The sequence below is a fragment of the Aeromonas sp. PI_26 genome (genome assembly GCF_027854445.1).
Lineage (GTDB): Bacteria > Pseudomonadota > Gammaproteobacteria > Enterobacterales > Aeromonadaceae > Aeromonas > Aeromonas veronii.
In genome coordinates this window covers 213,048-236,787 of sequence record NZ_JAJNOE010000002.1, presented here as the reverse complement: position 1 = coordinate 236,787, position 23,740 = coordinate 213,048, and the positions used below count along the sequence as shown (strand labels likewise).

Below are 23,740 nucleotides of genomic sequence, written 5' to 3'. Positions count from 1 at the left end.
ATAAAGTCGATAATCTATCCATATCTGTATGACGTAGGAATATTGGCATGAGCGCTCTTTCTGTCCAGGGTCGGATTACCCTGATCGCCGGTTGCTGTCTGTTGGTGACAGCCGCCGCTCTGGTTGCCTCTTCGATTTACAACGCGAACAAGATGCAACAGCAGGTGCGGCAAGCCACCATGCACGAGGCGCAGCAGTCTGCCGAGAACTGGATGAAGGCGATGGGCTCGGAGCAGGCGGCCAAGGTGACCAGCTATCTCGATGAGGCCTATTTCCGCGCCAGTTTGCTGGCCGAGAGCGTGTTGTTCCAGCGCAAGAATGCGGCTGAGAACTTTGTCCATTCGGAGGCGCTGCGCAGCGCCGTCAATCAGCAACTGCACGATGCCGTTGCCTCATCGACCAATCTGCTTGGTGTCTACGCGGTGTTCGAGCCTGATCAGCTGGATGGGGAAGACAGCAACTATCAGGGCTCAACGGCGCTGGGTTCCAACGACAAGGGTCGTTTTTCCAGTTACTGGGCCTATGACAACGGCAAGATAGAGCCGGAAGTGCAGAATGAGGATGTACTGGCCGATGAGAGCCCGACCGAGGCTGGTGGCATCGAAAACGAGTGGTATCGCTGCAGCATTCGCACCCGTGCCCTCTGCCTGCTGGAGCCCTATCTGGACGATGTGGGCGATAAACAGATATTGATGACCTCGGTGACGGTCCCGCTGCTGGAGCAGGAGACTTTGCTGGGGATGGTCGGGGTCGATATCTCGCTGGCCACTTTGCAGAGTCTGGTCAGTACCATGGACAAGGAACTCTATGACGGCAAGGGCAGAATCTTGCTGGTCAGTCACGAGGGGCGCGTGGCGGGAGCCGATGAGTTCGATGTGACCATGGGGCGTGGGCTGGATCAGAAGTATCAGGGGCTGGCCAGCGAGCTGAAAGGCTGGCTCAGTCAGGGTCAGGAGCTGACTCGCTGGAGCAGCGATGGCACCCTGTTGCAGACCTTTGTCCCGGTATCCATGCGTGGCACCGACCGTAAATGGGGCATCTACATTGAATTGCCACGGGCCGTAGTGCTGGCCTCGGCCCAGCAACTGCAAGATGAGCTGGCCAGTGAGGCCAATCGCAGCGTGGTCTCGCAGTTGTCGATTGGAGTGCTGATCTCGCTGGTGGCCCTGAGCTTTATCTGGTTGATGGCGCGCCAGATTGTGGCGCCCATCCGCGCTGTAGTTGCCCGTCTCAAGGATATCGCCAGCGGCGAGGGGGATTTGACCCAGCGCATCGAGATCCAGCGGCAAGACGAGATCGGCGAGCTGGCCAAGTGGTTCAACAGCTTCCTCAACAAGTTGCAATCCACCATCAGTCAGGTGATTGATACCGTCTCCGGTACGCGCAACAGTGCCGAGCGAGCCGCGCAAGTGGCCGAGCGCACCAGCAGTGGCATGCAGGCCCAGTATCAGGAGATCGATCTGGTGGCGACGGCATTTGAAGAGCTGAGCGCCACGGCGTTGCAGGTCTCCGGTAATGCCGGCTCGGCGGTGGCGGCCGCCAACACCACTGATGCCGCGGCGCAAGAGGGCAAATATGTCGTTGCCGACACCCAGGAGGCGATGCGCAAGCTGATGACCATCATCAACGATGCTCAGCCGGTGGTGGAACGACTCTCCGCCAACAGCGACAACATCAATGACATCCTCATCGTGATCCAGGGGATTGCCGAGCAGACCAACTTGCTGGCGCTGAATGCGGCTATTGAAGCGGCGCGGGCCGGTGAGCAGGGCCGTGGCTTTGCCGTGGTGGCTGATGAGGTGCGCAATCTGGCGGGTCGCACCCAGAATGCCATCGTCGAGATCCAGACTCTGATCAGCCAACTGCAATCCGGTACCGGCGCCGTGGTCAAGGCGATCCGCGATGGTCATGGTCAGGCTGACGAGACCCTCGCCAAGGTGGATCTCTCGGTGCAGGTGCTGGAGCAGATTATCCAGTCGGTCTCCACCATCCATCAGATGAACGAGCAGATTGCCCGGGCTGCACAGGAGCAGAGCCGGGTGGCGGACGAGATCAACCGTAACGTCAGCAACATTCGCGATGTGAGCCACACCATTCGTGCCGAGGCTGCGACCTCCGCCGAAAATGGTCGCGAGCTCTCTGCGCTGGCGGACAAGCAGCAGCAGCTGGTGGGGCAGTTCAAGGTATAGAAGGGATGAAAAAAGGCGCCATCCAGCTGGAGGCGCCAAACACATTCAGATGACAGACTGGGTCAAACCGGTGAGATTTGAGCCCCTCTTCCCGCAGAGGAAGAAACACAACACCACAATCACAGTCGAAAGACTCACTAAAAACACATGTAAACCAACACGTAGTAGAAAATGTGAGCCATATGACGACTGATTGCTGGGCGAATTATGTTTATTCACTGGTCGACCCGCAACCGACAAATTATAATGCGCCCCATTAGAAAAACTCATCGTCGGCTGGTGTCATGTCTCGTCGTTTACCCCCGCTCAATGCCCTCAAGGCCTTTGAAGCAGCGGCTCGTCACTTAAGCTTTACCCGCGCAGCAGAAGAGTTGTTTGTGACTCAGGCTGCCATCAGTCACCAGATCAAGGCGCTGGAGGAGTATCTTGGCATCAAGCTGTTCCGCCGCAAAAACCGCTCCTTGTTGTTGACCGAAGAGGGGCAGGGCTATTTCCTGGATATCAAGGACATCTTTGCCTCCATTTCTGAGGCGACCGACAAGCTGCTGGCTCGCAGTGCCAAGGGGGCGTTGACTGTCAGTTTGCAGCCGAGTTTCGCCATCCAGTGGCTGGTGCCGCGGTTGGTCAAGTTCAGCGAGCGCCACCCTGATATCGATGTACGGATCAAGGCGGTTGACCTCGATGAAGGGTCGCTTACCGACGATGTGGATGTCGCCATCTACTACGGCCGCGGCAACTGGCCGGGTCTGCGCTCGGACAAGCTCCATACCGAATACCTGATCCCGGTCTGTTCCCCCTTGCTGCTGACCGGGCCCAAACCGCTGCGTACGCCGCAAGATTTGACTCTTCATACCCTGCTGCACGATACCTCCCGCCGCGACTGGAAGGCTTGGTTCCGCCAGCTCGATATCGATGCACCCAACGTTAATCAGGGGCCCATCTTCAGCCACTCCACCATGGTGATCCAGGCGGCGATCCACGGCCAGGGGGTGGCGCTCGGCCACAGCGTGCTGGCACAACCCGAGATTGAGGCCGGTCGCCTTATCTGCCCGTTCGAGCAGGTGCTGGTGAGCAAAAATGCCTTCTATCTGGTGTGCCAGGAGCAACAGTCGGATCAGGGCAAGATCGTTGCCTTCCGCGACTGGATGCTGGAGTTGGTGGAGCAGGAAGAGGCGCGTCGCAGGGCAAGGCTCGCCGATGCCTGATGTGATCCGCGAGGGGGCAATTGATGCCCCCGTTCGCATTTTGCTGGCCCACGGGGCAGGCGCGGGGATGGATCATGTTTTTCTTGCCGAGTTGTCACGCCTGCTGGCTGGCCCCGACATCGAAGTGGTGCGTTTCAACTTTCCCTACATGACAAAGCGTGCACAGGATGGCAAGCGCCGCCCGCCTGACAGGGCGCCTGTGCTGCTCGCCCATTGGCGCGACATGATCCGTGAGTTTGCCCATCCACGGCTGTTTCTGGCGGGCAAGTCGATGGGCGGGCGGATGGCGGCGGAACTCTATCGTGAAGGCGAGGGTGAGATGAATGCTGCAGGATTGCTCATTCTCGGGTATCCTTTCCACCCTCCGGCCAAGCCCGACAGCTGGCGAGGCGAGGTACTCAAACATATTGCAGTGCCAACCCTGCTGTTGCAGGGTGAGCGCGACACCTTCGGTAGTCGCGTCGAACTGGCCGATTTTCCCTTCTCATCCGCCGTATCGGTCCATTGGTTGACCGATGGTGATCATGGTTTCAAACCGCGTAAAGCCAGTGGCGTGAGTGAGCAGGAGAATATGCAGCATGCAGCGGCGGCCATCAGCCATTTTGTGGCCCGGCATGGATAGCACGAGAGGGTTGGTTTGATTGCCAGCCGTGATGAGAGAGGGAGTGTGAGGATGCAGGTCCATCGACATTGGCTGATACTGGCCGGTCTCTTCGGGTTGACGGCCACCATGCTGGGGGCTTATGGCGCCCATGGATTGGCGGTTACCGGCATTACGCCCGAGCGTCTGGCGGCGTTCAATACCGCCGTGCAATATCAGTTTTTTCACGCATTGGCCCTGCTGGTTCTGGGCTGGTGTGGTGTGCGCAGCAAGGTGATCCACCTGGCTGGCACCGCTTTTGTGCTGGGGATCATCGGATTCTCCGGCAGTATTTACGCCATGGTGCTGCTTGGCAGCAAGGGGCTGGGGTTGATTACTCCGGCCGGTGGCCTCTGTTTTATGTTGGGATGGACGGCCCTCTGCTGGGCTGGCTGTCGTCTTGGAGGAAAAAATGAATAATCTGCTGCTTTATTGCCGCCCCGGTTTTGAGAAAGAGGCGGCTGCAGAGATCACCGAGCGTGCCGGTAACATGCAGTGCTACGGTTTCGCCCGGGTCAAGGACGACAGCGGTTATGTGATCTTCGAACTGTATGACGAGGAGCAGGCGGACCTGCTGGCTCGCAAGCTGCCGTTCCGAGAGCTCATCTTCATCCGCCAGATGCTGGTGGTCACCCATGAGCTGAAGGATCTGGATGTCGCGGACAGGATCTCCCCGATCCTTGAGGCGGTGAGTGACTACACCATTTGCGGCGATCTGCGGGTCGAAACCGCGGATACCAACGAAGCGAAAGAGCTGTCAGCCTTCTGCCGCAAGTTCACCGTGCCGCTGCGTCAGGCGCTGCGCAGCAACGAGATCCTGACCAAGAAGGAGACGCCGAACCGTCCGGTGTTCCACGCCTTCTTCATGGCCAATGATCATGTCTTGCTGGGTTACTCCTACTCGTTCAACAACTCCGGATTCCACATGGGGATCCCGCGCCTGCGCTTCCCGGCCGATGCACCGAGCCGCTCCAGCCTCAAGCTGGAGGAGGCGTTTTACGTGTTCGTGCCGCGGGAAGAGTGGGATGTGCGTCTCTGTTCAGGCATGAAGGCGGTGGATCTGGGCGCCTGCCCGGGTGGCTGGACCTATCAGCTGGTGCGCCGTGGCATGATGGTGACGGCGGTCGACAACGGCATGATGGCCCAATCCCTGATGGATACCGGTCAGGTCAAGCATATCCGGGATGACGGTTTCGTCTGGCGCCCGAGCAAGAAAAACACCTACTGGCTGGTGTGCGACATGGTCGATAAACCGGCGCGGGTCGTTCACATGATTGCGGACTGGTTCCGTGAGGGCGACTGCCAGGAGGCAATGTTCAACCTCAAGTTGCCGATGAAGAAGCGTTATGCTGAATCGGTACACAATATCGAGGTGTTGCGCGAGATGCTCAAGGAGATCGACAACGCGTTCGTGATCCAGGCCAAGCAGCTCTATCACGATCGGGAAGAGATCACCGTGCATGTTTACAACAAGTACTGGGTCTCCAAACTCGAGCCCAAGGCGTGATGTAGCAGTTCTGCCCGTACGATAAATACCAAGGCCGACAGGGAAACCTGTCGGCCTTTTGCTATTCGGCTGCCGGAAAATATCAGAAACGGTAATCGAGGCGCAGGGAGGATTCGTCGTCGGTCACCTTGATCTCTATCTGCAGCGGGATGGTTTTGTCGACCGGATTGAATTGCATCTTTATCCCGTCTCCTCTCAGCCTGAGGGCGGTGTTCATTCCGCCAGCCTTGAACTTGACCTTGGGTCTGAAGCGTTCGACCGACAGACTGACGCTTTTTTCCGGGGTCAGATTAAGCTGCGGGTAGGAGGTGATCTTTTGATTACCAAAGTTGTCGGTGGAGACTTCAATACCAAACGACAGGGGTTTGGGTGCCTTGAGCAGGTCGTTGGTATTCAGGCTCGAGCGCCATACCTCGGTGGCAGTCCGTTTTTCCTGCTGTGGCAGTTTGGCGGTTTGGGTCTGTTGATCCTGCTCGAAAGCACTGGCAGTGCCACAAACCAGCAGCAGACCCGACACCAGATAGCACCCGTATCCCTTCATGAAAAACACTCCCTGTTCTTCTTCTCTATTGAACATAGTTGCTGTTTGGGGAGTGGCAAAGGATTCGGAAACATAAAAAAGGGAGCCGAAGCTCCCTTTTAAAATCAATGAATTAACTCACAGGCGATCGATGATGGCCTGGGTGAATTCGCTGGTGGAAGCCGTGCCACCCAGATCGCGGGTGACCCGATCACCGGATTCGATGGTAGCTCGCACCGCCTCGCGGATCCGCTCTGCTTTATCCTGCATGCCGAGGTACTCCAGCATCTGAATGGAGGCGAGGATCACCGAGGTCGGGTTGGCAATGTTCTTGCCTGCGATGTCGGGGGCAGAGCCGTGCACCGCTTCGAAGATGGCGGCGCCATCGCCGATGTTGGCGCCGGGCGCCATACCAAGGCCGCCGACCAGACCGGCGCACAGGTCCGAGAGGATATCGCCGAACAGGTTGGTGGTGACCATGACATCGAAACGCTCCGGGTACATCACCAGATTCATGCAGGCGGCATCGACGATCATCTCTTCGCTCTGTATATCCGGATAGTGGCTGGCGATTTCACGTGCCACTTCGAGGAACAGGCCGGAGGTCGATTTGAGGATGTTCGCCTTGTGGATGATGGTGACCTTCTTGCGCCCTTCCTGACGAGCCAGCTCGAAGGCGAACTTGACGATGCGCTCGGCCCCTTCACGGGTGATGATGCTCATCGCCTCTGCACTCTTGTTGTCATCGCTGCGCTTCTGACCTGCACCCGAGTACATCCCTTCGGTGTTTTCACGCACCGTGATGATGTCGATGTTGTCGTAGCGGCTTCTGGTGCCCTTGAAGGAGATGACCGGGCGCACGTTGGCGTAGAGGTTGAACTTCTTGCGCAGGGAGACGTTGATGGAGGTAAAACCGCCGCCGACCGGTGTGGTCAATGGCCCTTTCAGGCTCACCTTGTTCTTCTCAATCAGGTCCAGTGTAGTCTGGGGCAGCAGCTCGCCATGCTTCTCGAGGGCAACCAGACCCGCATCAGCGTATTCGTACTCAAAATCACAGCCCGCATGGGTCAGGATCTGGATGGCTGATTCAATGATGCTGGGGCCGATGCCGTCGCCGGGGATCACGGTAATTTTTCTTTTGGACATGAGAGGGTTCCACTTCCAGGGTATAGGGGAGGATGGGGCTGCTTTATAGCATTTACTCAGCAAACCAACCACATTCCTTTACATTCTACTCACTTTTATCAACGGCGAGGGTGAGTCTTGTCATGGTTCACGCCCTTGTCTGCATTTTTGTTCGGCCATTTAGTCCGGCTGGGGCGGGTAGCGGATGTCCCGCAGGTTGAATCCCAGCGGAATATCCCGTTGCAAGCGCACCAGCCGCTGGGCCAGCAGGGCCTCATCCTGATGTTGGCGCAGCTTGATCAGTGGCTTGGCGGCGTCCTCTTGCTGGCAGGCCTCGAGCATGGCTGCCAGATTGCCATATTGCTGCAACAGCTGGGTGGCGGTCTTGGGGCCAATCCCCGGAACCCCCTTGATATTAGAACCGCTGATACCGGTCAGGGCCCAGAAGTCGACCAGCTGAGCAGGGGCTACCCCATATTGCTGCTGGACGAAGGCGGCATCCAGCCAGCGCTTGTTGAAGTAGTCGCGCACCCGGATCTGCGGGCAGATCAGTTGGCAGAAGCCCTTGTCGGTGGAGATGATGGTCGCCTGATGGCCATGGCTGGCGATGCCACTGGCAAGGGTGGCGATAAGGTCATCCGCTTCATCGGTCTCGGAGAGCAGGGCATCGACCCCGCACTCCCAAAATGCATCCTGCAGGGTCGCCAGCCCTTCACGCAGTTCGGGGGGCATGGGAGTTCGCCCCTCCTTGTAGGCCGGATAGACCTCTTTGCGCCAGCTATGCACCTCGCCATCAAACACGGCAATGACATGGGTCGGCTCGCTATTGGCCAGCAGCTTGCGGCAGGTATTGATAAGGTTGGCGCGGGTTGCAACCAGCGCCTGGGCAGGGGTCAGTGCCTGCTGGGCCTGTACCGCGTGCAGACGGCGAATGAGGTTGAGGGCATCGATGATGAGCAGGTGTGGCCGGATAGTTGACATGGGGCACTCTTGGCGGTCGGGACGCCCCATTGTAACAAACCGCTCGCCTTATGGGGGATTGATGGCGGTCGGGAAGGCATAGCGCCAATAAAGAGGGGCGCCGATGCGCCCCTCTGTCGATGATGTATCTGTACCCTAGCGGACGATTTCGTAGCAGGGCACATACTGGCTGCCCGGCAGCTTCATCCGCTGCTGCTTGACGAAACTCTCCAGCAGCTTGTCCATCAGGTGCATCAGCTCCTTGTCACCGTGCAGCTTGAAGGGGCCTTTCTTCTCGATGGCGCGAATGCCCCCTTCCTTGACGTTGCCGGCGACGATGCCGGAGAAGGCACGACGCAGGTTGGCGGCCAGCAACTGGGGTGGCTGGTTGCGGTGCAGATCCAGACTGGCCATGCTGGCGTGATCCGGTTCGAAGGGAAGCTGGAACTCCGGCTCAATCTTGAGGGACCAGTTGAAAGAGTAGGCATCGCCGACAGATTTGCGGTATTCGCGGATTTTCGGCATCGCCTCTTTCATCACCCGGGCCACTTCCGGTGCATCGCCGACAATGATCCGGTAGAGCTTGGTCGCCGGTTCACCGAGGGTCGCCTTGATGAAGTCGTCGATGGCACGGAAGTAGTCGGCACTCTCTTTCGGGCCGGTCAGGATGATGGGCATCGGCTGCCGCTCGTTGGCCGGATGCATCATGATGCCGAGCAGATAGAGCAGCTCTTCGGCGGTGCCGACCCCACCCGGGAAGATGATGATGCCGTGGCCGAGGCGTACGAAGGCTTCCAGCCGTTTCTCGATATCCGGCAGGATCACCAGCTCGTTGACGATGGGGTTTGGCGGTTCGGCCGCGATGATGGAAGGCTCGGTCAGGCCGATGTAGCGGCCGTTTCTTACCCGCTGTTTAGCATGGCCGACGGCGGCCCCCTTCATCGGGCCCTCCATGGCGCCAGGGCCACAGCCGGTACAGATGTTCAGCTCACGCAAGCCCAGTTCGCTGCCCACGGCGCGGGTGTACTGGTACTCGATCTCGTTGATGGAGTGGCCACCCCAGCAGACGATCAGGTTGGGATCGGCGCCGGGCAGGATCACCTTGGCGTTGCGCAGGATGGCGAACACCACGTTGGAGATATGAGTCGAATTGGTGAGGTTGACCAGCCGGTTCGATTCGAGCTGATTGGAGACATAGAGAATGTCGCGCAGCACCGAGAAGAGGTGCTCCTGAATGCCGCGAATGATCTCGCCATCGACAAAGGCGTGCTCGGGGGCATTGAACAGTTCCAGCTTGACCCCGCGCTCGCGCCGGATCACATGAATATCGAACGATTTGAAGCGCTCCAGTATCTCCTTGGAGCTGTCGGTATGGCTACCGGAATTGAGCACTGCCAGCGAGCAGTTGCGAAACAGTTGATAGATATCGCTGGAGGCAGTCTGCTTGAGGCGATCCACCTCGAGCTGTGACAGCAAATCCATGCTGCCAACGGGATTGATGTGCGTAATCATAGGTTCCCCTTTACTCACTTGTTATCGTTGTGTTTTTCCCTGGGGAGAAAAGGGGACGCTATGTTGCATCCCCTGAGATCGATAGTAGTGGTAATAGAGGGAGGAGGGAAATAGGGCGACGACTGTTCGCTTTTTTTTTAGCCGCTTGTCAGGCCAGAGTCACTTGATCCCGACCGGTGTGCTTGGAGTGGTAGAGCGCCTTGTCCGCCCGTTCAAACACATCTGACGGGTTGTCCCCATCCTTGAACAGGGTTGCACCGATGGAAATGGTGATCTCCACCTTGGCATCGCGAAAACGGAACGGGATGCTCTTGATGGTCTGGCGCAGGGTCTCCAGCGGCTTCTGGAACTTGTCCGGATTGATGTTGGGCAGCAACACCACGAACTCTTCTCCACCAAAACGGGCGATGAAATCTGTATCACGCAGCGCGCTTTGCAGCGCCTTGGCGACTACTTTCAGCGCCTTGTCACCCGCCATATGGCCGTAGTTGTCATTGATGTTCTTGAAGTGATCGATGTCGATGATCGCCATGCAGAGCGGAGTGCGGTAACGAAGCCAACGTTTGTACTCCTGCTCCAGCCGTTCATCGAGGGCTGCCCGGTTGTGTACCTGAGTCAGGCTGTCGAGGAACAGCTTGTGTTTTTGAATGGTCAGCCGCTTCTTGTACTCGGCGGTCTCCTCCTTCATCAAGCGCAGCTTGGACTCCATGGTGGAGAGGCGGGTGAGCAGGTGACGTTCCCGTGCTGCGGTACTTTCCCGTTCTTGAAGCAGCAGGTTGATGGCGCCCATATGGCCGGAGATGGCGCGCTTGAGCGCATCGATGGAGTTATGGCTGGCCAGGGAGTGATCGATCGCCTGCAACTCGTTGACCAGCGCCTCGCGGGTCTCTCGGGTTTCGTTTTGCAGCGCACGCCCCTCATCGAGGGATTCGGTAAAGCCGACATGTACCGCGGAGAGGCTCTCGTTGAGGGAGCTGAGAAAGGCGCGGGAGGCTTTGCGCTCCTCACGGGTGCCTTCGATGATGAGCTCGATCACCTGCAGGCAGGTTTCTGCCAGCAGGGCAGGGTTGATCCCGATCAGCAGTTGGCGGCGAATGTCACTCAGGCTCTCGCCGATGGCGCCGGCAAAGTCGAGTTCGGTGATAAGTCGCTGCAGCTCATCGGCGATACGGGCGTGATCCTTGAGATCAAACGGGTCGACATCGGGCTGGCAATCGTTGCTGGCAGTATCGCTTTCTTGTTGAGTTGCACCTGAGGGTGCCAACAGGGGTTGGCTTGGCAGCAGCTGGATCTTGATCGCCTGCTGGTAGAACTCCAGCAGCTTGATCACCTTCTTCTGGTGATCGGCAATGCCGTAACCGGCGGGACTTGCCAGAAATTCCTTGAGGGACTTGCGGGTCTCTTCCGGGAAGCCCTTGATGGTTTTCAGCTGTTTGGAACCAAGATCGATGGCAGTTTGAGTCAGGGTGATCGACTCTTCCAGCGCATTGCTGTGCTGCTGCAGCAATTTTTCAATGGCCAGCAGGTCGGCGTCCAGCGAGGTAAATGCGGGGTTGTTATCCAGTTTCTGCTTGAGCTTGGCGAAGCGATTGTCCAGCTCGCGGTCGAAGCCACGGCAGGAGAGCATCAACTTGTTGATAAACTGGATGCCGCGAGCACGCTCTGCATCGGAAAACGACAGTACGCCGTCGAGTTCCAGCTGTTTCTGCTGAAGGGATTCCCTGAGTCTTGCCAATTGTCCTGCTACGGCAGCGATGTCATTCATTATCAGGTCGCCCTGTTGTCATTATTGTTTTTGGTGTTGGATAGCAACAGTGGTCGAACCTGGTTTCGATCCTCGCCTGTTATCTACATTGTTTCCTGGTGGTTATCGGCTGCCAGCTTCCTTGCAAGGCTGGGCCAATTAACCCATTGCTTTTCATGAGAAGAATTGACTTTTACCAGTCCCTTGTCAATTGCCATCAGGCCGCATTGCCACACATCTCCATTAAAAAATGCCGCTTGTTGGCAATCGATCGCCGCGAGCTCCAACCAGGCGTTTTGCTGGCATTTTTCACTGAGCTGAATGGCTCCCGACAGGGCGAGATAGCAGAGGTCAAACAGGCCATTGTGATCGAGCGCGGTCGCCGCTTTCGGCAGGAAGGGGTGACTGACAATCCCGAGGCTGATCCGGCGATCCAGCGGATAGTTGCAAGGGAAGGCGGCGATGGCGGTCAGCAGGTCTCCCGCCAGTTGATGCAGGTTGGTGACGTGGCGCTGTGGTACCACATAGAGCATGTGTCCTTCACGCAAGTCATAGATACGGCCATCTTGCGGGGTCAGGGTGTCCATATAGGCACCGAAGGCCTGCTCGATTTCTCTGCTGGCCTGATAGCCGTGGCGCTCCAGCGTGTTAACCAGGAAAGGCACCCGGAACAGCAGATAGTGCAGTTTGTCATCGAACTCGCTGGAGGGTTGTTCACTGAGGTACCAGCGATCCGATTTCAGCTGGCGCTTTGCCATCTCCCGTGGCCAGCGGTTCATCAGCCGCTGCCAGTTGGCCAGCCCCGAGCGTGGCTCGATCAGCAGGGCCTCATTGGTCCGTTTCAGTTGCAGGCGGGCAGTACGCAGCTTTAGCCAGAGGGTGAAGAAGAGGTAGATAAAGAGCGCCAGCAGCAGGCTGGTGGTGATACTCGACCAGAGATAGCGCTCCTGCTGATGCTGGCTGTTGTTAAGTCGTTGCTCCAGCTCCTTGATATGTTGCACCCGCTCGACCTGGACATAGTTGTCACGGATCGCCGCCTGCTCCATAGCCTGCTCCTGCTGGCGCACCTCCTCGCCAAGACGGTGGAAGCGCTTGTAGCTGTCGAGAGCCTGACGCAGATACCCCTTCTGCTCGTAGGCAAGCGATAACAGGCGGAATACCTCGTACTGACGGCGAGTATCACCGAGCTGATTGGCCAGCGCGCGGGCGTTCTCCAACTGCAGAATGGCGATGGCGCCCTCCTGCTTCTTCAGATAGAGCTCGCCGAGCAGCAACAGGGTATCGATCAGCGGCTCTTTGGCATCGCTCAGTTCGTGGGACTGACGTGCCGCATTGAGGTAGTTGCTGGCCAGCGAGAGGTTGCCGCTTTGCAGGTAGGTTTTGCCGATTTCGTATTTGAGCAGGGAGGCTTGTGGTCGGTTGCTCCCCTCATCGAGCAGATCCAGCGCATTGAAGAAGTAGACCAGCGCCATATTGAGGTCGCCCTGCTCGCGGTTGAGTCGTGCCAGCACCATCAGGGAGTCGCACAGCAGGGAAGGGTTTCCGATGGAGTGGAAGTAGTTGGCCGCCTCATTGGCATACTGCAGCGCTTTCTGGGGCTCCTGCTCCTGTTGGTAGAGTTTCACTATCTGGTTCGACAGCAGGCCAAGAAAGAGCGGGTCGTTGAGGCTTTTGGCCTGTTGCTGGGCATCGATATATTCCCCCAGTGCCAGTTGTGGCTGCTGCAGCGCGCGATAGAGGTCGCCGCTGATGGCGCTGACCCAGGCACTGGCGAGGGGATTGGGGGTCTTGGCGGCCCAGATCCGCGCATCTGCCAAGTGGGCCTTGGCATCATCGAAGTGCTGGTTCTCGATGTCGTAGCTGGTGCGTTGCAGGCGACCATAAATTTGCAGCTGGCTCTGCTTGAGCGTAGGGACGGCCAGCTGCTCGTCCAGTTGATCCATCAGGGCGCGGCTGGTGCTCTGGTTATCCGGTTTGAGGGCCTGGCTGCGGATCTTGAGATAGAGGCCGTGGGCCTTGAGTTCCGGTTGCTGCTCTTTGTCTGCCAGCGCCATCGCCTTGTCGAGCGCTTGCTGGGTGGCCTGATACTGGCCCAGTTGCAGCAGACACTCCCCTTTGAGCAGGTGGGCGCCTATGGTCTGGGCCGCTGTGCTGTAGCTCAGGATGGGCTCGCGATAACCGAACTCCTGGCGATTGCTGATGATTTGCTGGGGATTATTGGCTGCGCGCGTCAGGAAGGCGGTGGTGATCTGGACGCATCTGGCAGGATCGGTCAGTACCATCGATTGCGCTTGTTGCAGATCGATAGAGAGTTGCTCCTTGTCCAGATCCAGATTCGGAGCTGACAGGGAGGACATCATCATGGCCAGAAAAAACAGTTGATTCATTGGATTAAGGACGGCGCAGAGGTGTTGGCATGTTATCCAAGCCCCCCCCTGCGAGTCCAGCGTTTACTGTGGTTTGCTGGTGGCCGGCAAGTGGGTTTCGTCTGGATTTTATTATCCAGCACCCTTATCCCAGCTGCGCAAGGCATCGATTGAAGCCTTTTTTGCCCGTCATGGAGGGCTGTGCGACTGCCCTCTCTGTCGCAGCTCGACTTTATTGGCGGATCAGACGCAGGTTGGCGGGCACCGCTTCGAAATTGGAGCGGAACGGGTTGATGTCGAGGCCGCCGCGACGGGTATAGCGGGCATAGACGGTCAACTGCTCAGGCTGGCAATAGTGCTTGAGGTCGATAAAGATCCGCTCGATGCACTGCTCGTGGAACTCGTTGTGCTGGCGAAACGAGATGAGGTAGCGCAGCAGCTTCTCCCGATCGAGTTTCGGCCCCTTGTAGCGGATCACCACGGAGCCCCAGTCCGGCTGGCTGGTGACCAGACAGTTGGATTTGAGCAGGTGGCTGTGCAGGGTCTCCTCGACCAGCTCGCTACCTGCTGCACCTTGCAGCAGGGACGCATCAAACTCGTAATTGTCTACCTCGATATCCTGCTCGTCGATGCACTCGCCGGGCAGCTGGGCAATCTGGTGCGGCGCCTTGTCGAGGGGGAACAGGGTCACTTTGACGGTCTCGCCCGCACAGGCACTCAGATCCTTGGTCAGCATGGCGGCGACTGCCTCGATAGAGTCGCAACGGGTCTGGTTGAAGGAGTTGAGGTAGAGCTTGAAGGATTTGGATTCGATCAGGTTCGCACTGGTGGCCGGAATGGCCACTTCACCCACCGCCACCATCGGCTTGCCCTTGGCGTTGAGCCAGGAGAGCTCATAGAGGGTCCAGACATCGCAACCGCTAAAGGGCAGGTCATCGCCCAGCTGGAGATCATCCCGGTTCAGGCTACGTGGAACCGGCTGCAGCAGGGCGGGGGTGTACTGGCTGATGTAATCGGATTGCTGGCCCAGACTCAGGCCGGTCAGGGCGCTGGCCCCGGCGTATCTATCTTGTTTGCTCACAGGGTTGCTCACGTAATGTGCTCATGATGAGTGGAATGAAACGGGCCATTGCTGGGCCGGATGGTTGCAGCCGTTTGGCTTGGGCGTCGGCCTCTCTGTATCCCGGGTTCTGTTTCTCGGGTCGCAAGGTCGGCTGGCAACCTTGTCTGTTAACGGGTTTGGTGGTGCAATAGCGGACTTTGCCAGCAATTGTGGGGATTTTCGATGTCGGATCAAGTTTTGTCTGCCCTGGAGCACTTTTTTGCCCGCTGGCAACGGGATGGCGAGGCCAGACGAGGCCTGCCCCTGTGCGAGTGGGAGGCGGACTGGCGTTCCCCCTGCCAGCTTGGTGAGCCCGCCGATGGTCGGGTGGCCTGGCGTCCTCACCATCGCTCCGAGCCCGCCGATTTTACGGCCATGGGCGATGCTCTTGAGCTGACAATTCATCCCGGCGCCATTGCCCTGTTCGGGCACTGGTTCAGCCGCCCCATCCCCTGCCTTTTCAAGGGGCTGCGCCTTGAATTGATCCTGCCGTGGAACGACGCAGATCTCGACCTGCTCAGGGAGAACCTCATCGGCCACCTGCTGATGTTGCGCAAGTTAAAACGAACCCCCTCCATCTTTATTGCCACCACCCGCAACGAGATGACGCTCATCTCCCTTGATAACGAAAGTGGTCAGGTGTGGCTGGAGTGGCTTGATTCAGGCCGCCGTCTGACGCTGGCTCCCTCCTTGCCGGCGTTTCTGGAACGGTTGGAGACGTTGCCGCAATAGCGCCGCTTCGAGCCAAGGTTACCCATCGGAACGAAAAGAGCCTTGCCATGCGGCAAGGCTCTTTTTTATGGCATCGTGTACAGGGAACGCGCTTAATCCTTGAAATCCCAGGAGAGGTTGGAGACCAGACGGCAGCTGTCGCACTTGAAGTCGAAGATCTCGTGCAGCGGCTCTGCCAGCGCCCACTCACCGCCACAGCTGGGGCAGGGGCGCGCCTTCTCCTCGGCAGCGCTCAACCCGCCCACCCGGTAGAGGTAGTAGTAGGTGGGGATGCCGCTCAGCACTTCCAACCGTTTGGCCAGATCGCTGCCGCGCCGGTAGAGGCGGCTGCCCACTTCGCCGATTTCATGCAGCGCCGCATGTTCGGCGATGGAACCGTTCATCTGTAACTGATCGCATGCCTCCCAATCCTCCTGCCACTTGATGATCTGTTTCTGATCGCCGTTGGCGACCGCGGGCAGTTGGTAGAGCGGAATGGGGGCGAAGTGGTCACCACAGCGCAGCGGCGAGCAGGTATGCAGGAAGCTGGTATAGAGCAGCATCCAGCTGGGGCGCTCGCCCTGTGTGCCGCAAGGGTCGGTGCTGTCGGAGAGCAGATCCGCCCCTTGAAGATGGAGCTTTGGCGCCAATAACCCGGCCTGATTGAGCTGCTGTTCGGCCAGTTTGACCTGCTCGCTCTGGTTGTCGGGGTGCAGGCTATCCTGCTCCGGGCAGACTACCCGACTGACGAAATAGCCGTCATGCATGCTGGTGGGGAATTCCCGCCCGAGGATCTGGCCCTGATAACGCAGCATGTCGAGGTAGTTGACGATGGCCCGCTCGGCTTCGCCAAGGGAGGTATCGCGGTAACACTCAAAGCAGAGTTCGACGATATACATGGTTCAGCCTTGCCCCTGCTGGAGGAGCAGGTCGGTCAGGCGATCCACCTTCTGTTCGATGCGCGCGAGCTGTTCGGCGAGTTGCTGCAGGGTGAGCTCCGGTGCTGGCTGAGGCACAGCCTCTGGCAGGATCTCGCTCTCGGCGGTCGCAACTGGCTGCTGCTTCCACTGGCTCAGCACTTTCAGCAGCTCGGCCATCGGCACAGGCTGGGTGAGGCGGGCCTTGATCATGGCGGTGGTGGGTGTCAGGCCCTTGGCGGCCAGCTCGTTGGCAATTCGGATGATCTCGTGGGCGGACATAAGCATGCTCTGGGTGAGAAGGGGGGATCGATATCGGGGCGGGATCTTAACCAAAGCCGGCAGGGGAGGAAAGGGGCTGGCGGCTTAGCGGGGCTGGCGCAGCATCACATCGAGCTGGTCGATCGCCTCGCACCAGTCGGAGTCGTTCCACAGGGCATCGCGTAGAAAGCTTGCCTGGGCGGCGTTCCAGAAACCGGCCTCCGGCAGCAGGGTCTCATTGTCGAGGTGATGGTCGTGCACAAAGCGGTGCAAGCTCAGCTCGTCGTTGGCCATCCCGAGCTGGGCAAACAGGGCTGGCAGATCGTGGACAAGGGGTTCCATCTCGTCTCTCCCTTTGTTTAATCCCTGAGATTATAGACAGGCACAGCCATCGGGCGCAGAGACGAGATTGGGGATCAGGCAGAGGGGATGCGATGGGGTGGCAGATCAACGCCCACGACGTGCAGCCCCTGCATCTTGAGGGTGCCCTGATAGTGGCTCTCGCCATCGCTGGAGAATTCAAACTGATAGTGGGTCAGCAGTCGCAGGGGATTGCGGGCCAGCTCCCGCCGATGGCGAGCCAGTGACAGCAGTTGCAGATCATGGTGCTGGCAGTAGCGGCGCATATATTGCCATGCCACTTCTGCCTGTTGGCGTTGCAGCCAGAACAGGCCGCCCATCGCAATCAGCAACAAAATTCCGAGCATCTCTCCCATAGGCGGGCTTCCTTATCGTGATGTCGATAACCGGGAGTCCTGCTCGGCACTCCCGATCTCCTTTTCTATTTCCCGCCGTGTTGCCTCGTGGCGTGAGGGGGAGGCGAGGGATCAGGCCGAGGCAAACAGACGGCCGATGGCCTTGCCCAGCGCATCGCTGCGTTCGGGGTCTCGCAGTCTGGCCAGCATATCATTGCGCAGGGCCGGTAAAGTGACCAACTCGGCAAAAACCTGATTGAAGAACTGGGTCGGTTGCAGTGCCAGCTGTTCCAGATAGTGGCTGAGCAGATTGGCATCTTTCAGATCGGGCCAGAGCCGGCCCGCAATGGCGAGCAGCAGCGCAGGGCTCGGCTGGGTTTGCAGCAGGGTCAGCAGCTTGTTGGTGCGCAAAGTGCTGCCGGGGCAGGAGGCCATGGCGCGGCAGAGGTAGGCCAGGGTCTCAGGGTTGGGGGCGGCGCACTCCTGCTCCTTGCCGATCCGCTCGAGCAGGGCCCCTTGTACTGCAGGCGGCAGCTGGGCGTTTTCAAGGCTCTGGCAGAGGGCATAGAGCGGTTCCTGCGGCAGTTTGGGCAGCGCCTTGCAGGTCAGCGCCAGATTGCGTTCATCATGCAGCCGCTCGGCCAGATCGGCAAAGCCCTGCAGCCCCAGAGTCTGCCAACCGGTGTCGTTGGGGGCGGCCAGATAGTGGCAGAGGGCATCGTAATAGGCAGAAGGGGCCTGCTCCAGCTGGCGCGCCAGCTTGGCATGCAGACTGGCCATCTTGGCCTCCGCCGGGCGGAAGGTGTAGGGATTGTTGGCCAAGCGCTGGGCTTTCTCTTCATCCAGATCGCCGGTGAGCTTGTAGCCCAGGGTCTCCACCACCTGATCCATGAACAGCTTGGGGCCGTTTGACATCAGTAGGCCACGCTCATCGAGGGCGAACTTGAGGAACCAGAGGTAGTGGCGAGACTCGCTCGGCTGGAAGAAGTGCACACCCAGCCAAGCGTGTTGTTGCAGCGGCCAGGGATAGGGCTCCTGCTGCTGTTCGATGCGGACAAAGGTATCGCTTGCCAGTGGCCGCACCTGGCGGCCCATGTCAAACAGCTGGAACTGGGTGCCAGCCTGAGTCAGAAATTCGGTCAAGGTATTGATGGCAGTAGGCGTCGCAGACATGGTGAGATCCGGCTAATGGTGATGCGGGCCGATTATAAGGCCCTTGCCGAGGATAGCCAGTGGCAGCAGACGTGCGCTGCGGCAGATATCAACATGGCAGCCATGCGGGGGGAGGTGTATAGTATCGCCCTTTTTTAACGGCGGCAGGTCGCGCTGGTTGCCGTGTATGTCGACGAGCTGGCTGAATCGCCGGTGCTGCGCGACCGAATGTACCGGCATCCTGGCTGGCCCTGTCGGATCAGCGGATCAATCTGTGGTTATGAGGAAGAGAGCGAGATGAATCAATATTTGCTGGTAGCTGGCCTGTTGGGGGAACTCACCGCCGAGTTGCAGCGCCTCGAGCGCTGGCAAGCTGACCATCCCGGTGACGAAGCCCTAGCAAGCACCCTGCCTTTTTGTGTCGATACCCTGAGCTTTGATCAGTGGCTGCAGTTCGTGCTGATCCCGCGCATGGAGCAGCTGGTGATGTTGCAGGCTCCGCTGCCCACCAGCGTCTCCCTCTATCCCATGGCCAGCGAAGTCTACAAAGAGGATCTGGCCGAGGCAGAAGCGCTGCTGCGCCTGCTCGCCCGCTTCGACCTGCTGCTTTCCGGCAAAGTGATCGAACAATGATGCCAGCGCAAACCCGAGAAGAGAGTGACCTGAAGCTGACCCTGCTCTATCAGGATGAGTGGCTGGTGGCGGTCAACAAGCCGTCCGGTCTGCTGGTGCACCGCAGCTGGCTCGACAAGGGCGAGACCCGTTTTGCCATGCAGATGACCCGGGATCTCATCGGTGGTCGCCATGTCTATCCGGTGCATCGCCTCGACCGGCCCACCTCCGGTGTGCTGCTGTTTGCGCTCGATCCGGTGATTGCCCGCGCACTCACCGAAGCCTTCACCCAACGTCAGGTGCACAAGGAGTATCTGGCATTGGTGCGTGGCTGGGCACCCGAACAGGGGGTGATCGACTATCCCCTCAAGGAGCAGCTGGACAAGATTGCCGATGCCATGAGCAACCCGGCTCGTCCGGCGCAGGATGCCGTCACCACCTTCCGTCGCCTGCACCAGGTCGAGCTGCCCCACGCGGTCTCCAAGAAGCACCCCACCAGTCGCTACAGTCTGGTCAGATTGTTCCCGAAGACCGGCCGCAAGCATCAGCTGCGCCGCCATATGGATCACCTGTTCCACCCCATTGTCGGGGATACCACCCACGGGGATGGCCGCCACAACCGTTTCTTTCGCGAGCACTTTGGCTGCGAACGGCTGCTGCTGGTGGCCCGCACCCTGAGCTTTACCCATCCGGTGCTCAAGGTGCCGATGCGGATCCAGGCGCCACTCGGTCAGGATGTATTGCGCCTGTTTGCCGAGCTGGGCTGGCCCGCCAGCGAGAGCGACTACTAAGCGCCTGATCCTCAGCCCTGAACCGGTGGCATCTGACACCAGCTTGCTGATAGAGTTGCTCAAAAGAGTGACTCAAGCAGGGAGAGGAGAATGGCGCAGATCGATATCGTGGTAGGAACTGTCTATGGCGCAGCCATGCTGGTGGCCGAGACCTTGGCAGATGAGCTGGAACGCAAGGGGCATCACTGTACCCTGCACGAAGAAGCACTGCTGGCGGACATCGACCCCGGCCGTTTTTTATTGCTGGTCAGTGCCACCACCGGGCAGGGGGACATTCCTCCCAATCTGCAGCCCTTTGCCAGCGAGCTGGCTGACAAGGCGCCCTGGCTCAAGGGGCTGCGGTATGCACTGATTGCCATGGGCGACAGCAGCTATGACCATTTTTGTGGCGCGGGCCGTCGGCTGGACGGGTTGCTGCAAGAGCTGGGGGCCACGCAAGTGATGCCCCCTCTGGAGCTGGATGCCACCGTGCACGATGAACCTGAACAGGTGGCACTCAACTGGCTGAAAAAGTGGGATATTCAGCCCTGAATATTCTTTGAAATAGAGCCATATCAATCCCCTGATCCTTAACCGGCAGGGGATTGTCATTTGCACAAATGTCATCTCACTCAGCAAGCATATTTTCCACGCTTATTGCCGATAGTGGCGGAGGGATATTTCCCCCTTTTGACATTCCATCGGCGTAATGGTTTCAAGTGCACTGCAGACCCGTCATCCAAATAAAAGTTCAATCTTGAAAGCGATCTCAGTCATGTTTTTGTCATTCGATCGTAAAATAATGACTTTGGTTCAGTCGCAAATTAATTGCTGGTAACGCTTTCAAGTTTGGTGTGACTGCTTGTTTTGCGATTTTATTGGTTAACTGTTGCTTTGTTGGACGTTTTTTTGCTGACGGGTGTTGTGACGATCGTTTGCCGAGCGATTTGTCGCCATTTTGTGAGTCGCTTCATATTTGTCGTGAAATACGCTCCCTATAATCAACCTCGGTTATCACCAACAGGATTACATGGTGATAAGAAGTTGAATATTCAGGATCACACTCCTCACTGCGGGAAATAAGGAATATGACAATGAAAATGAAGTGGCTCCCGATTGCAGCAGCTGTTACTGCTGCCCTGGCTTCCCAAGCCGCCTTTGCCGTAGATTTCCACGGTTACTTCCGTTCCGGCGTCGGTGTTTCCGGCGACGGCGACATGGTTAAATACAACGTCAATAAAGTTGGCCGTCTGGGTAACGAAAATGATACCTACGGTGAAGTGCAACTGGGTCAGGAAGTATTCAACAAAGATGGCAAGACTTTCTATGTTGATTCCATGTTTGCCATGGCTTCCAACGGTTCAAACGACTGGGAAGGTACCGGTACTGTTTGTAACTTCGATGCCAAGCAGTGCAATGGTGATTCCGACTTCGCTCTGCGTCAGTTCAACGTACAAGCCAAAGGCTTGCTGAACTTTGCTCCTGAAGCAACCCTGTGGGCTGGTAAGCGTTACTATCAACGCCATGACATCCACATCTCCGACTTCTACTACTGGAACATCTCCGGTGCCGGTGCTGGTATCGAAGGCATCCAGGCTGGTCCGGGTAAAGTATCTTTCGCATGGGTACGCAACGATCGCAGCGCTGCCGATGTGTTTGGCCAGTACACCAATACCGGTACCAGTGCAGCTCCAAACTACGTCAAGAACGAAGATCTGAACGTCAATACTCTGGATCTGCGTTATGCCGGCATCCCGCTGTGGACCGATGCCTCTCTGGAACTGGGCGTGGATTACGCTCTGGTAAATGAAACCAATGATCAGAAAGCACTGAAGAAAGATCCGCAAGATGGCGTCATGCTGACTGCTGAACTGACCGCAGGCATCCTCGGTGGTTTCAACAAAACCGTTCTGCAATACGGTACCGAAGGTTACTCCAAGACCATGGCTTTCTACGGCGATGGTTCCTGGTACGGTGCTGAAGCCAAAGACGGTGCCGATGGTTTCCGTATCATCAACTGGGGCGTTGTTCCGATGGGCAACTCCTGGGAGATGGGTCACCAGTTGGTCTACGGTGTAGGCAACGAAATGTGGGATGGCAACGACAAGTATGAAACCATGTCCGCTGTTATCCGCCCTATGTACAAGTGGGATGACTTCAACAAGACCATCTTTGAAGGCGGCTACTTCAAGGACAACAACAAGTCTACCAATGGTAGTGAAGACAAAGATGCTGGCTACAAGCTGACCCTGGCACAAGCCTGGTCTGCCGGTTCCAGCTTCTGGGCCCGTCCGGAAATTCGTGTGTTCGCCTCCTATCTGGCTAACGACGAAGACAAGAAAGTCTTCGAAGGCAATACCTCCAAAGACACCTACCAATTTGGTGTTCAAGCAGAAGCTTGGTGGTAAGCAAAAGTTTAAGTTAAGTTAGTGACTGCCCCCTTATGGGGGCAGTTTTGTTTCGCCGGATCACGGCCACCGGATTATGGAGATAAGAAAAATGAAACGGGTAAAGATGTCTATTGCAGCCGTAATCACTGCGCTATTAACCGGTTGTGCCGGAAACATGGTTGTTCCTCTGCAAGAACACGGCTCGATCTTGAGCGATGCAGATCAAGCCAAGCAAGCGTTGGCCAAAGCCTCAAGCTGCTGTGTGGCGTTTAAAGATTTCAGTTATGCCCCCTTGCCTGAAGGTGAGACCTTGCTGGCCATTGATGGCAAGCAACCTACTTTTGAGTTTGATGAGGGGATGAGTTACTTTGCTGCTTATCGCTTGCCGACCAACACCGGCAATCTGGCGATCAGCCTGGCATCACAGGTGAGTAAAACCGTGATGGTGCCCAAGGTCATTATGCTGGATGCCGAGTTCAAGGTGACTCGGGTCCTGGGTGAGTCAGTATTCAGCTATCAGCCTGCTCACCTGCTCGATAACGACCGTATCGAAGGACGTCTCTTTGTTGACCGCAGCATGCCTGGCAACCCGGCCAGCGAAACATACATGATCGTTTATGCGCCCGCGGATAAGCTCTCAGGCAGCACAACAATCCTGCATCCATCAAAAGCATTTGCTCGCGCTAATGGTACCGTTGAGCCTGATATCAAGGATCCGGTGATCCCGCACTCCCCTTGGGGTTTGGTGCAGATCAAAGTCAAAGATATGGCCCGTGGGAGTGGCCTTGAAGCGGTATTCAAACCCGAATATGCCGACAAGGTGGCCATGAGCCAGGCTCAGCAGGTTGCAGCGATAGCGACTACCGCAGCCGTTACCACAACTGCAACAGCTGTGGTCGCAGCCAAACCTGCTCCTGCCATGCTGAGTGAAACTGAAGCCTTCTATCAGAGCCAGATCGAAAAAGCTGTCAAGGCGGGGGACATCGACAAGGCGATGAAGCTGGTGAACGAGGCCGAGCGGGCTGGTTCAACCAAGGCAAAAAGCGTGTTTATTGATGCGGTCAAGCGCTCGCAAAAATAGAATAATACGACCATTTACTGGTCAGATATATTTATTGAGGCCTCCCTTGTTGGAGGCCTTTTTAATCGGTAGACTGTAATAAATAAAAATCACGCCGTTACATTTGGTTACAGTGAGTTGCTTTTTGATGTAAACGGCATTATTAAAATACAAAGTGAAACTACTATTTATATGTCTTTGTAATAGAGTGATAATGCGGATTGTTAACTTATATTAGTGTTGTTTTTTAGCTGCTAAACAAGTTGTGATCTTCCCTCCAAATTCAATATTCCCCCGCCTTC

General features: G+C 57.5%; 23 protein-coding genes. 11 read left to right on the top strand and 12 right to left on the bottom strand.

Going from position 1 to position 23,740, the window contains the following annotated elements; genetic code table 11:
• The first annotated feature begins 47 nt into the window (after window positions 1-47).
• From LRL22_RS03540 to rlmM, 5 genes are all read left to right on the top strand, one after another.
• Window positions 48-2,189 (top strand): methyl-accepting chemotaxis protein, encoded by a 2,142-nt coding sequence (locus LRL22_RS03540; RefSeq protein WP_021230315.1) that lies wholly within the window; start codon window positions 48-50, stop codon window positions 2,187-2,189.
• Between the two features lie 284 nt (window positions 2,190-2,473).
• A complete protein-coding gene (locus tag LRL22_RS03535) occupies window positions 2,474-3,394 on the top strand; it encodes a transcriptional regulator GcvA (RefSeq protein ID WP_005338622.1) in 921 nt (306 codons plus the stop codon).
• On the top strand, window positions 3,387-4,016 hold the full coding sequence (locus tag LRL22_RS03530; protein ID WP_270904734.1) for an alpha/beta family hydrolase: 630 nt from the start codon (window positions 3,387-3,389) through the stop codon (window positions 4,014-4,016). The genes LRL22_RS03535 and LRL22_RS03530 overlap by 8 nt, the downstream gene beginning before the upstream one ends.
• A 51-nt stretch (window positions 4,017-4,067) precedes the next feature.
• The gene (locus tag LRL22_RS03525; RefSeq protein ID WP_270904733.1) at window positions 4,068-4,454 is read left to right on the top strand and encodes a DUF423 domain-containing protein; all 387 of its coding nucleotides are present in this window, start codon (window positions 4,068-4,070) and stop codon (window positions 4,452-4,454) included.
• Entirely contained in the window at window positions 4,447-5,541 is a 1,095-nt protein-coding gene (gene rlmM / locus LRL22_RS03520) for a 23S rRNA (cytidine(2498)-2'-O)-methyltransferase RlmM (protein WP_005338617.1), read from the top strand. The genes LRL22_RS03525 and rlmM overlap by 8 nt, the downstream gene beginning before the upstream one ends.
• An 82-nt stretch (window positions 5,542-5,623) precedes the next feature.
• Here the strand turns inward: rlmM and LRL22_RS03515 are convergent, their stop codons facing one another.
• The 7 genes from LRL22_RS03515 to queF all read right to left on the bottom strand — a co-directional run bounded on the left by LRL22_RS03515 (window position 5,624) and on the right by queF (window position 14,849).
• Window positions 5,624-6,082, bottom strand: coding sequence for a hypothetical protein (locus tag LRL22_RS03515; RefSeq protein ID WP_005358627.1), 459 nt, complete (start codon window positions 6,080-6,082; stop codon window positions 5,624-5,626).
• Between the two features lie 117 nt (window positions 6,083-6,199).
• Window positions 6,200-7,207, bottom strand: a complete 1,008-nt coding sequence (locus tag LRL22_RS03510; protein WP_270904732.1) for an isocitrate dehydrogenase — start codon at window positions 7,205-7,207, stop codon at window positions 6,200-6,202.
• A 159-nt stretch (window positions 7,208-7,366) separates the two neighbouring features.
• Window positions 7,367-8,167, bottom strand: a complete 801-nt coding sequence (gene xni, locus LRL22_RS03505; protein ID WP_110303307.1) for a flap endonuclease Xni — start codon at window positions 8,165-8,167, stop codon at window positions 7,367-7,369.
• A gap of 135 nt (window positions 8,168-8,302) precedes the next feature.
• Window positions 8,303-9,658 carry a nucleotide 5'-monophosphate nucleosidase PpnN gene (gene ppnN, locus LRL22_RS03500; protein WP_019445906.1) on the bottom strand — a complete coding sequence of 452 codons (1,356 nt, stop codon included), beginning with the start codon at window positions 9,656-9,658 and terminating at the stop codon, window positions 8,303-8,305.
• Window positions 9,659-9,806: 148 nt separating this feature from the next.
• Complete coding sequence (locus LRL22_RS03495) at window positions 9,807-11,423, bottom strand: GGDEF domain-containing protein (RefSeq protein ID WP_270904731.1); 1,617 nt, start codon at window positions 11,421-11,423, stop codon at window positions 9,807-9,809.
• Window positions 11,424-11,506: 83 nt separating this feature from the next.
• Entirely contained in the window at window positions 11,507-13,789 is a 2,283-nt protein-coding gene (locus LRL22_RS03490) for a tetratricopeptide repeat protein (protein WP_202000290.1), read from the bottom strand.
• A 211-nt stretch (window positions 13,790-14,000) separates the two neighbouring features.
• Entirely contained in the window at window positions 14,001-14,849 is an 849-nt protein-coding gene (queF, locus tag LRL22_RS03485) for an NADPH-dependent 7-cyano-7-deazaguanine reductase QueF (RefSeq protein ID WP_202000292.1), read from the bottom strand.
• 204 nt (window positions 14,850-15,053) lie between these two features.
• Between queF and syd the strand changes: the two genes are divergently transcribed.
• On the top strand, window positions 15,054-15,602 hold the full coding sequence (syd, locus tag LRL22_RS03480) for a SecY-interacting protein (protein ID WP_201932723.1): 549 nt from the start codon (window positions 15,054-15,056) through the stop codon (window positions 15,600-15,602).
• 92 nt (window positions 15,603-15,694) lie between these two features.
• Here syd and LRL22_RS03475 read toward each other — a convergent pair whose 3' ends face one another.
• The 5 genes from LRL22_RS03475 to LRL22_RS03455 form a co-directional block, all read right to left on the bottom strand.
• The gene (locus tag LRL22_RS03475) at window positions 15,695-16,480 is read right to left on the bottom strand and encodes a Zn-ribbon-containing protein (protein ID WP_270904730.1); all 786 of its coding nucleotides are present in this window, start codon (window positions 16,478-16,480) and stop codon (window positions 15,695-15,697) included.
• A gap of 3 nt (window positions 16,481-16,483) precedes the next feature.
• A complete protein-coding gene (locus LRL22_RS03470) occupies window positions 16,484-16,780 on the bottom strand; it encodes a DNA-binding protein (RefSeq protein WP_005343755.1) in 297 nt (98 codons plus the stop codon).
• Window positions 16,781-16,864: 84 nt separating this feature from the next.
• Complete coding sequence (locus tag LRL22_RS03465) at window positions 16,865-17,101, bottom strand: DUF2789 family protein (RefSeq protein WP_005338602.1); 237 nt, start codon at window positions 17,099-17,101, stop codon at window positions 16,865-16,867.
• A gap of 74 nt (window positions 17,102-17,175) precedes the next feature.
• Entirely contained in the window at window positions 17,176-17,475 is a 300-nt protein-coding gene (locus LRL22_RS03460) for a DUF3301 domain-containing protein (protein WP_106842366.1), read from the bottom strand.
• Window positions 17,476-17,586: 111 nt separating this feature from the next.
• Entirely contained in the window at window positions 17,587-18,627 is a 1,041-nt protein-coding gene (locus LRL22_RS03455; protein WP_270904729.1) for a DUF3549 family protein, read from the bottom strand.
• Between the two features lie 276 nt (window positions 18,628-18,903).
• On the opposite strand from LRL22_RS03455, the gene LRL22_RS03450 reads away from it, so the two are divergent.
• The 5 genes from LRL22_RS03450 to LRL22_RS03430 all read left to right on the top strand — a co-directional run bounded on the left by LRL22_RS03450 (window position 18,904) and on the right by LRL22_RS03430 (window position 23,459).
• Window positions 18,904-19,239 carry a YqcC family protein gene (locus LRL22_RS03450; protein ID WP_270904728.1) on the top strand — a complete coding sequence of 112 codons (336 nt, stop codon included), beginning with the start codon at window positions 18,904-18,906 and terminating at the stop codon, window positions 19,237-19,239.
• On the top strand, window positions 19,236-20,009 hold the full coding sequence (truC, locus tag LRL22_RS03445) for a tRNA pseudouridine(65) synthase TruC (protein WP_270904727.1): 774 nt from the start codon (window positions 19,236-19,238) through the stop codon (window positions 20,007-20,009). Before LRL22_RS03450 ends, truC begins: the two co-directional genes overlap by 4 nt.
• A gap of 90 nt (window positions 20,010-20,099) precedes the next feature.
• Window positions 20,100-20,540 carry a flavodoxin gene (locus LRL22_RS03440; protein ID WP_270904726.1) on the top strand — a complete coding sequence of 147 codons (441 nt, stop codon included), beginning with the start codon at window positions 20,100-20,102 and terminating at the stop codon, window positions 20,538-20,540.
• Window positions 20,541-21,082: 542 nt separating this feature from the next.
• Window positions 21,083-22,396 carry a maltoporin gene (locus LRL22_RS03435; RefSeq protein ID WP_280205606.1) on the top strand — a complete coding sequence of 438 codons (1,314 nt, stop codon included), beginning with the start codon at window positions 21,083-21,085 and terminating at the stop codon, window positions 22,394-22,396.
• Window positions 22,397-22,487: 91 nt separating this feature from the next.
• Complete coding sequence (locus tag LRL22_RS03430; protein WP_270904725.1) at window positions 22,488-23,459, top strand: MalM family protein; 972 nt, start codon at window positions 22,488-22,490, stop codon at window positions 23,457-23,459.
• Window positions 23,460-23,740 lie beyond the last annotated feature (281 nt).

Coding starts and splice junctions, on each gene's coding strand:
- LRL22_RS03540 (WP_021230315.1), top strand. CDS start 48: ATGAGCGCTCTTTCTGTCCAGGGTCGGATTACCCTGATCGCCGGTTGC.
- LRL22_RS03535 (WP_005338622.1), top strand. CDS start 2,474: ATGTCTCGTCGTTTACCCCCGCTCAATGCCCTCAAGGCCTTTGAAGCA.
- LRL22_RS03530 (WP_270904734.1), top strand. CDS start 3,387: ATGCCTGATGTGATCCGCGAGGGGGCAATTGATGCCCCCGTTCGCATT.
- LRL22_RS03525 (WP_270904733.1), top strand. CDS start 4,068: ATGCAGGTCCATCGACATTGGCTGATACTGGCCGGTCTCTTCGGGTTG.
- rlmM (WP_005338617.1), top strand. CDS start 4,447: ATGAATAATCTGCTGCTTTATTGCCGCCCCGGTTTTGAGAAAGAGGCG.
- LRL22_RS03515 (WP_005358627.1), bottom strand. CDS start 6,082: ATGAAGGGATACGGGTGCTATCTGGTGTCGGGTCTGCTGCTGGTTTGT.
- LRL22_RS03510 (WP_270904732.1), bottom strand. CDS start 7,207: ATGTCCAAAAGAAAAATTACCGTGATCCCCGGCGACGGCATCGGCCCC.
- xni (WP_110303307.1), bottom strand. CDS start 8,167: ATGTCAACTATCCGGCCACACCTGCTCATCATCGATGCCCTCAACCTC.
- ppnN (WP_019445906.1), bottom strand. CDS start 9,658: ATGATTACGCACATCAATCCCGTTGGCAGCATGGATTTGCTGTCACAG.
- LRL22_RS03495 (WP_270904731.1), bottom strand. CDS start 11,423: ATGAATGACATCGCTGCCGTAGCAGGACAATTGGCAAGACTCAGGGAA.
- LRL22_RS03490 (WP_202000290.1), bottom strand. CDS start 13,789: ATGAATCAACTGTTTTTTCTGGCCATGATGATGTCCTCCCTGTCAGCT.
- syd (WP_201932723.1), top strand. CDS start 15,054: ATGTCGGATCAAGTTTTGTCTGCCCTGGAGCACTTTTTTGCCCGCTGG.
- LRL22_RS03475 (WP_270904730.1), bottom strand. CDS start 16,480: ATGTATATCGTCGAACTCTGCTTTGAGTGTTACCGCGATACCTCCCTT.
- LRL22_RS03470 (WP_005343755.1), bottom strand. CDS start 16,780: ATGTCCGCCCACGAGATCATCCGAATTGCCAACGAGCTGGCCGCCAAG.
- LRL22_RS03465 (WP_005338602.1), bottom strand. CDS start 17,101: ATGGAACCCCTTGTCCACGATCTGCCAGCCCTGTTTGCCCAGCTCGGG.
- LRL22_RS03460 (WP_106842366.1), bottom strand. CDS start 17,475: ATGGGAGAGATGCTCGGAATTTTGTTGCTGATTGCGATGGGCGGCCTG.
- LRL22_RS03455 (WP_270904729.1), bottom strand. CDS start 18,627: ATGTCTGCGACGCCTACTGCCATCAATACCTTGACCGAATTTCTGACT.
- LRL22_RS03450 (WP_270904728.1), top strand. CDS start 18,904: ATGAATCAATATTTGCTGGTAGCTGGCCTGTTGGGGGAACTCACCGCC.
- truC (WP_270904727.1), top strand. CDS start 19,236: ATGATGCCAGCGCAAACCCGAGAAGAGAGTGACCTGAAGCTGACCCTG.
- LRL22_RS03440 (WP_270904726.1), top strand. CDS start 20,100: ATGGCGCAGATCGATATCGTGGTAGGAACTGTCTATGGCGCAGCCATG.
- LRL22_RS03435 (WP_280205606.1), top strand. CDS start 21,083: ATGAAAATGAAGTGGCTCCCGATTGCAGCAGCTGTTACTGCTGCCCTG.
- LRL22_RS03430 (WP_270904725.1), top strand. CDS start 22,488: ATGAAACGGGTAAAGATGTCTATTGCAGCCGTAATCACTGCGCTATTA.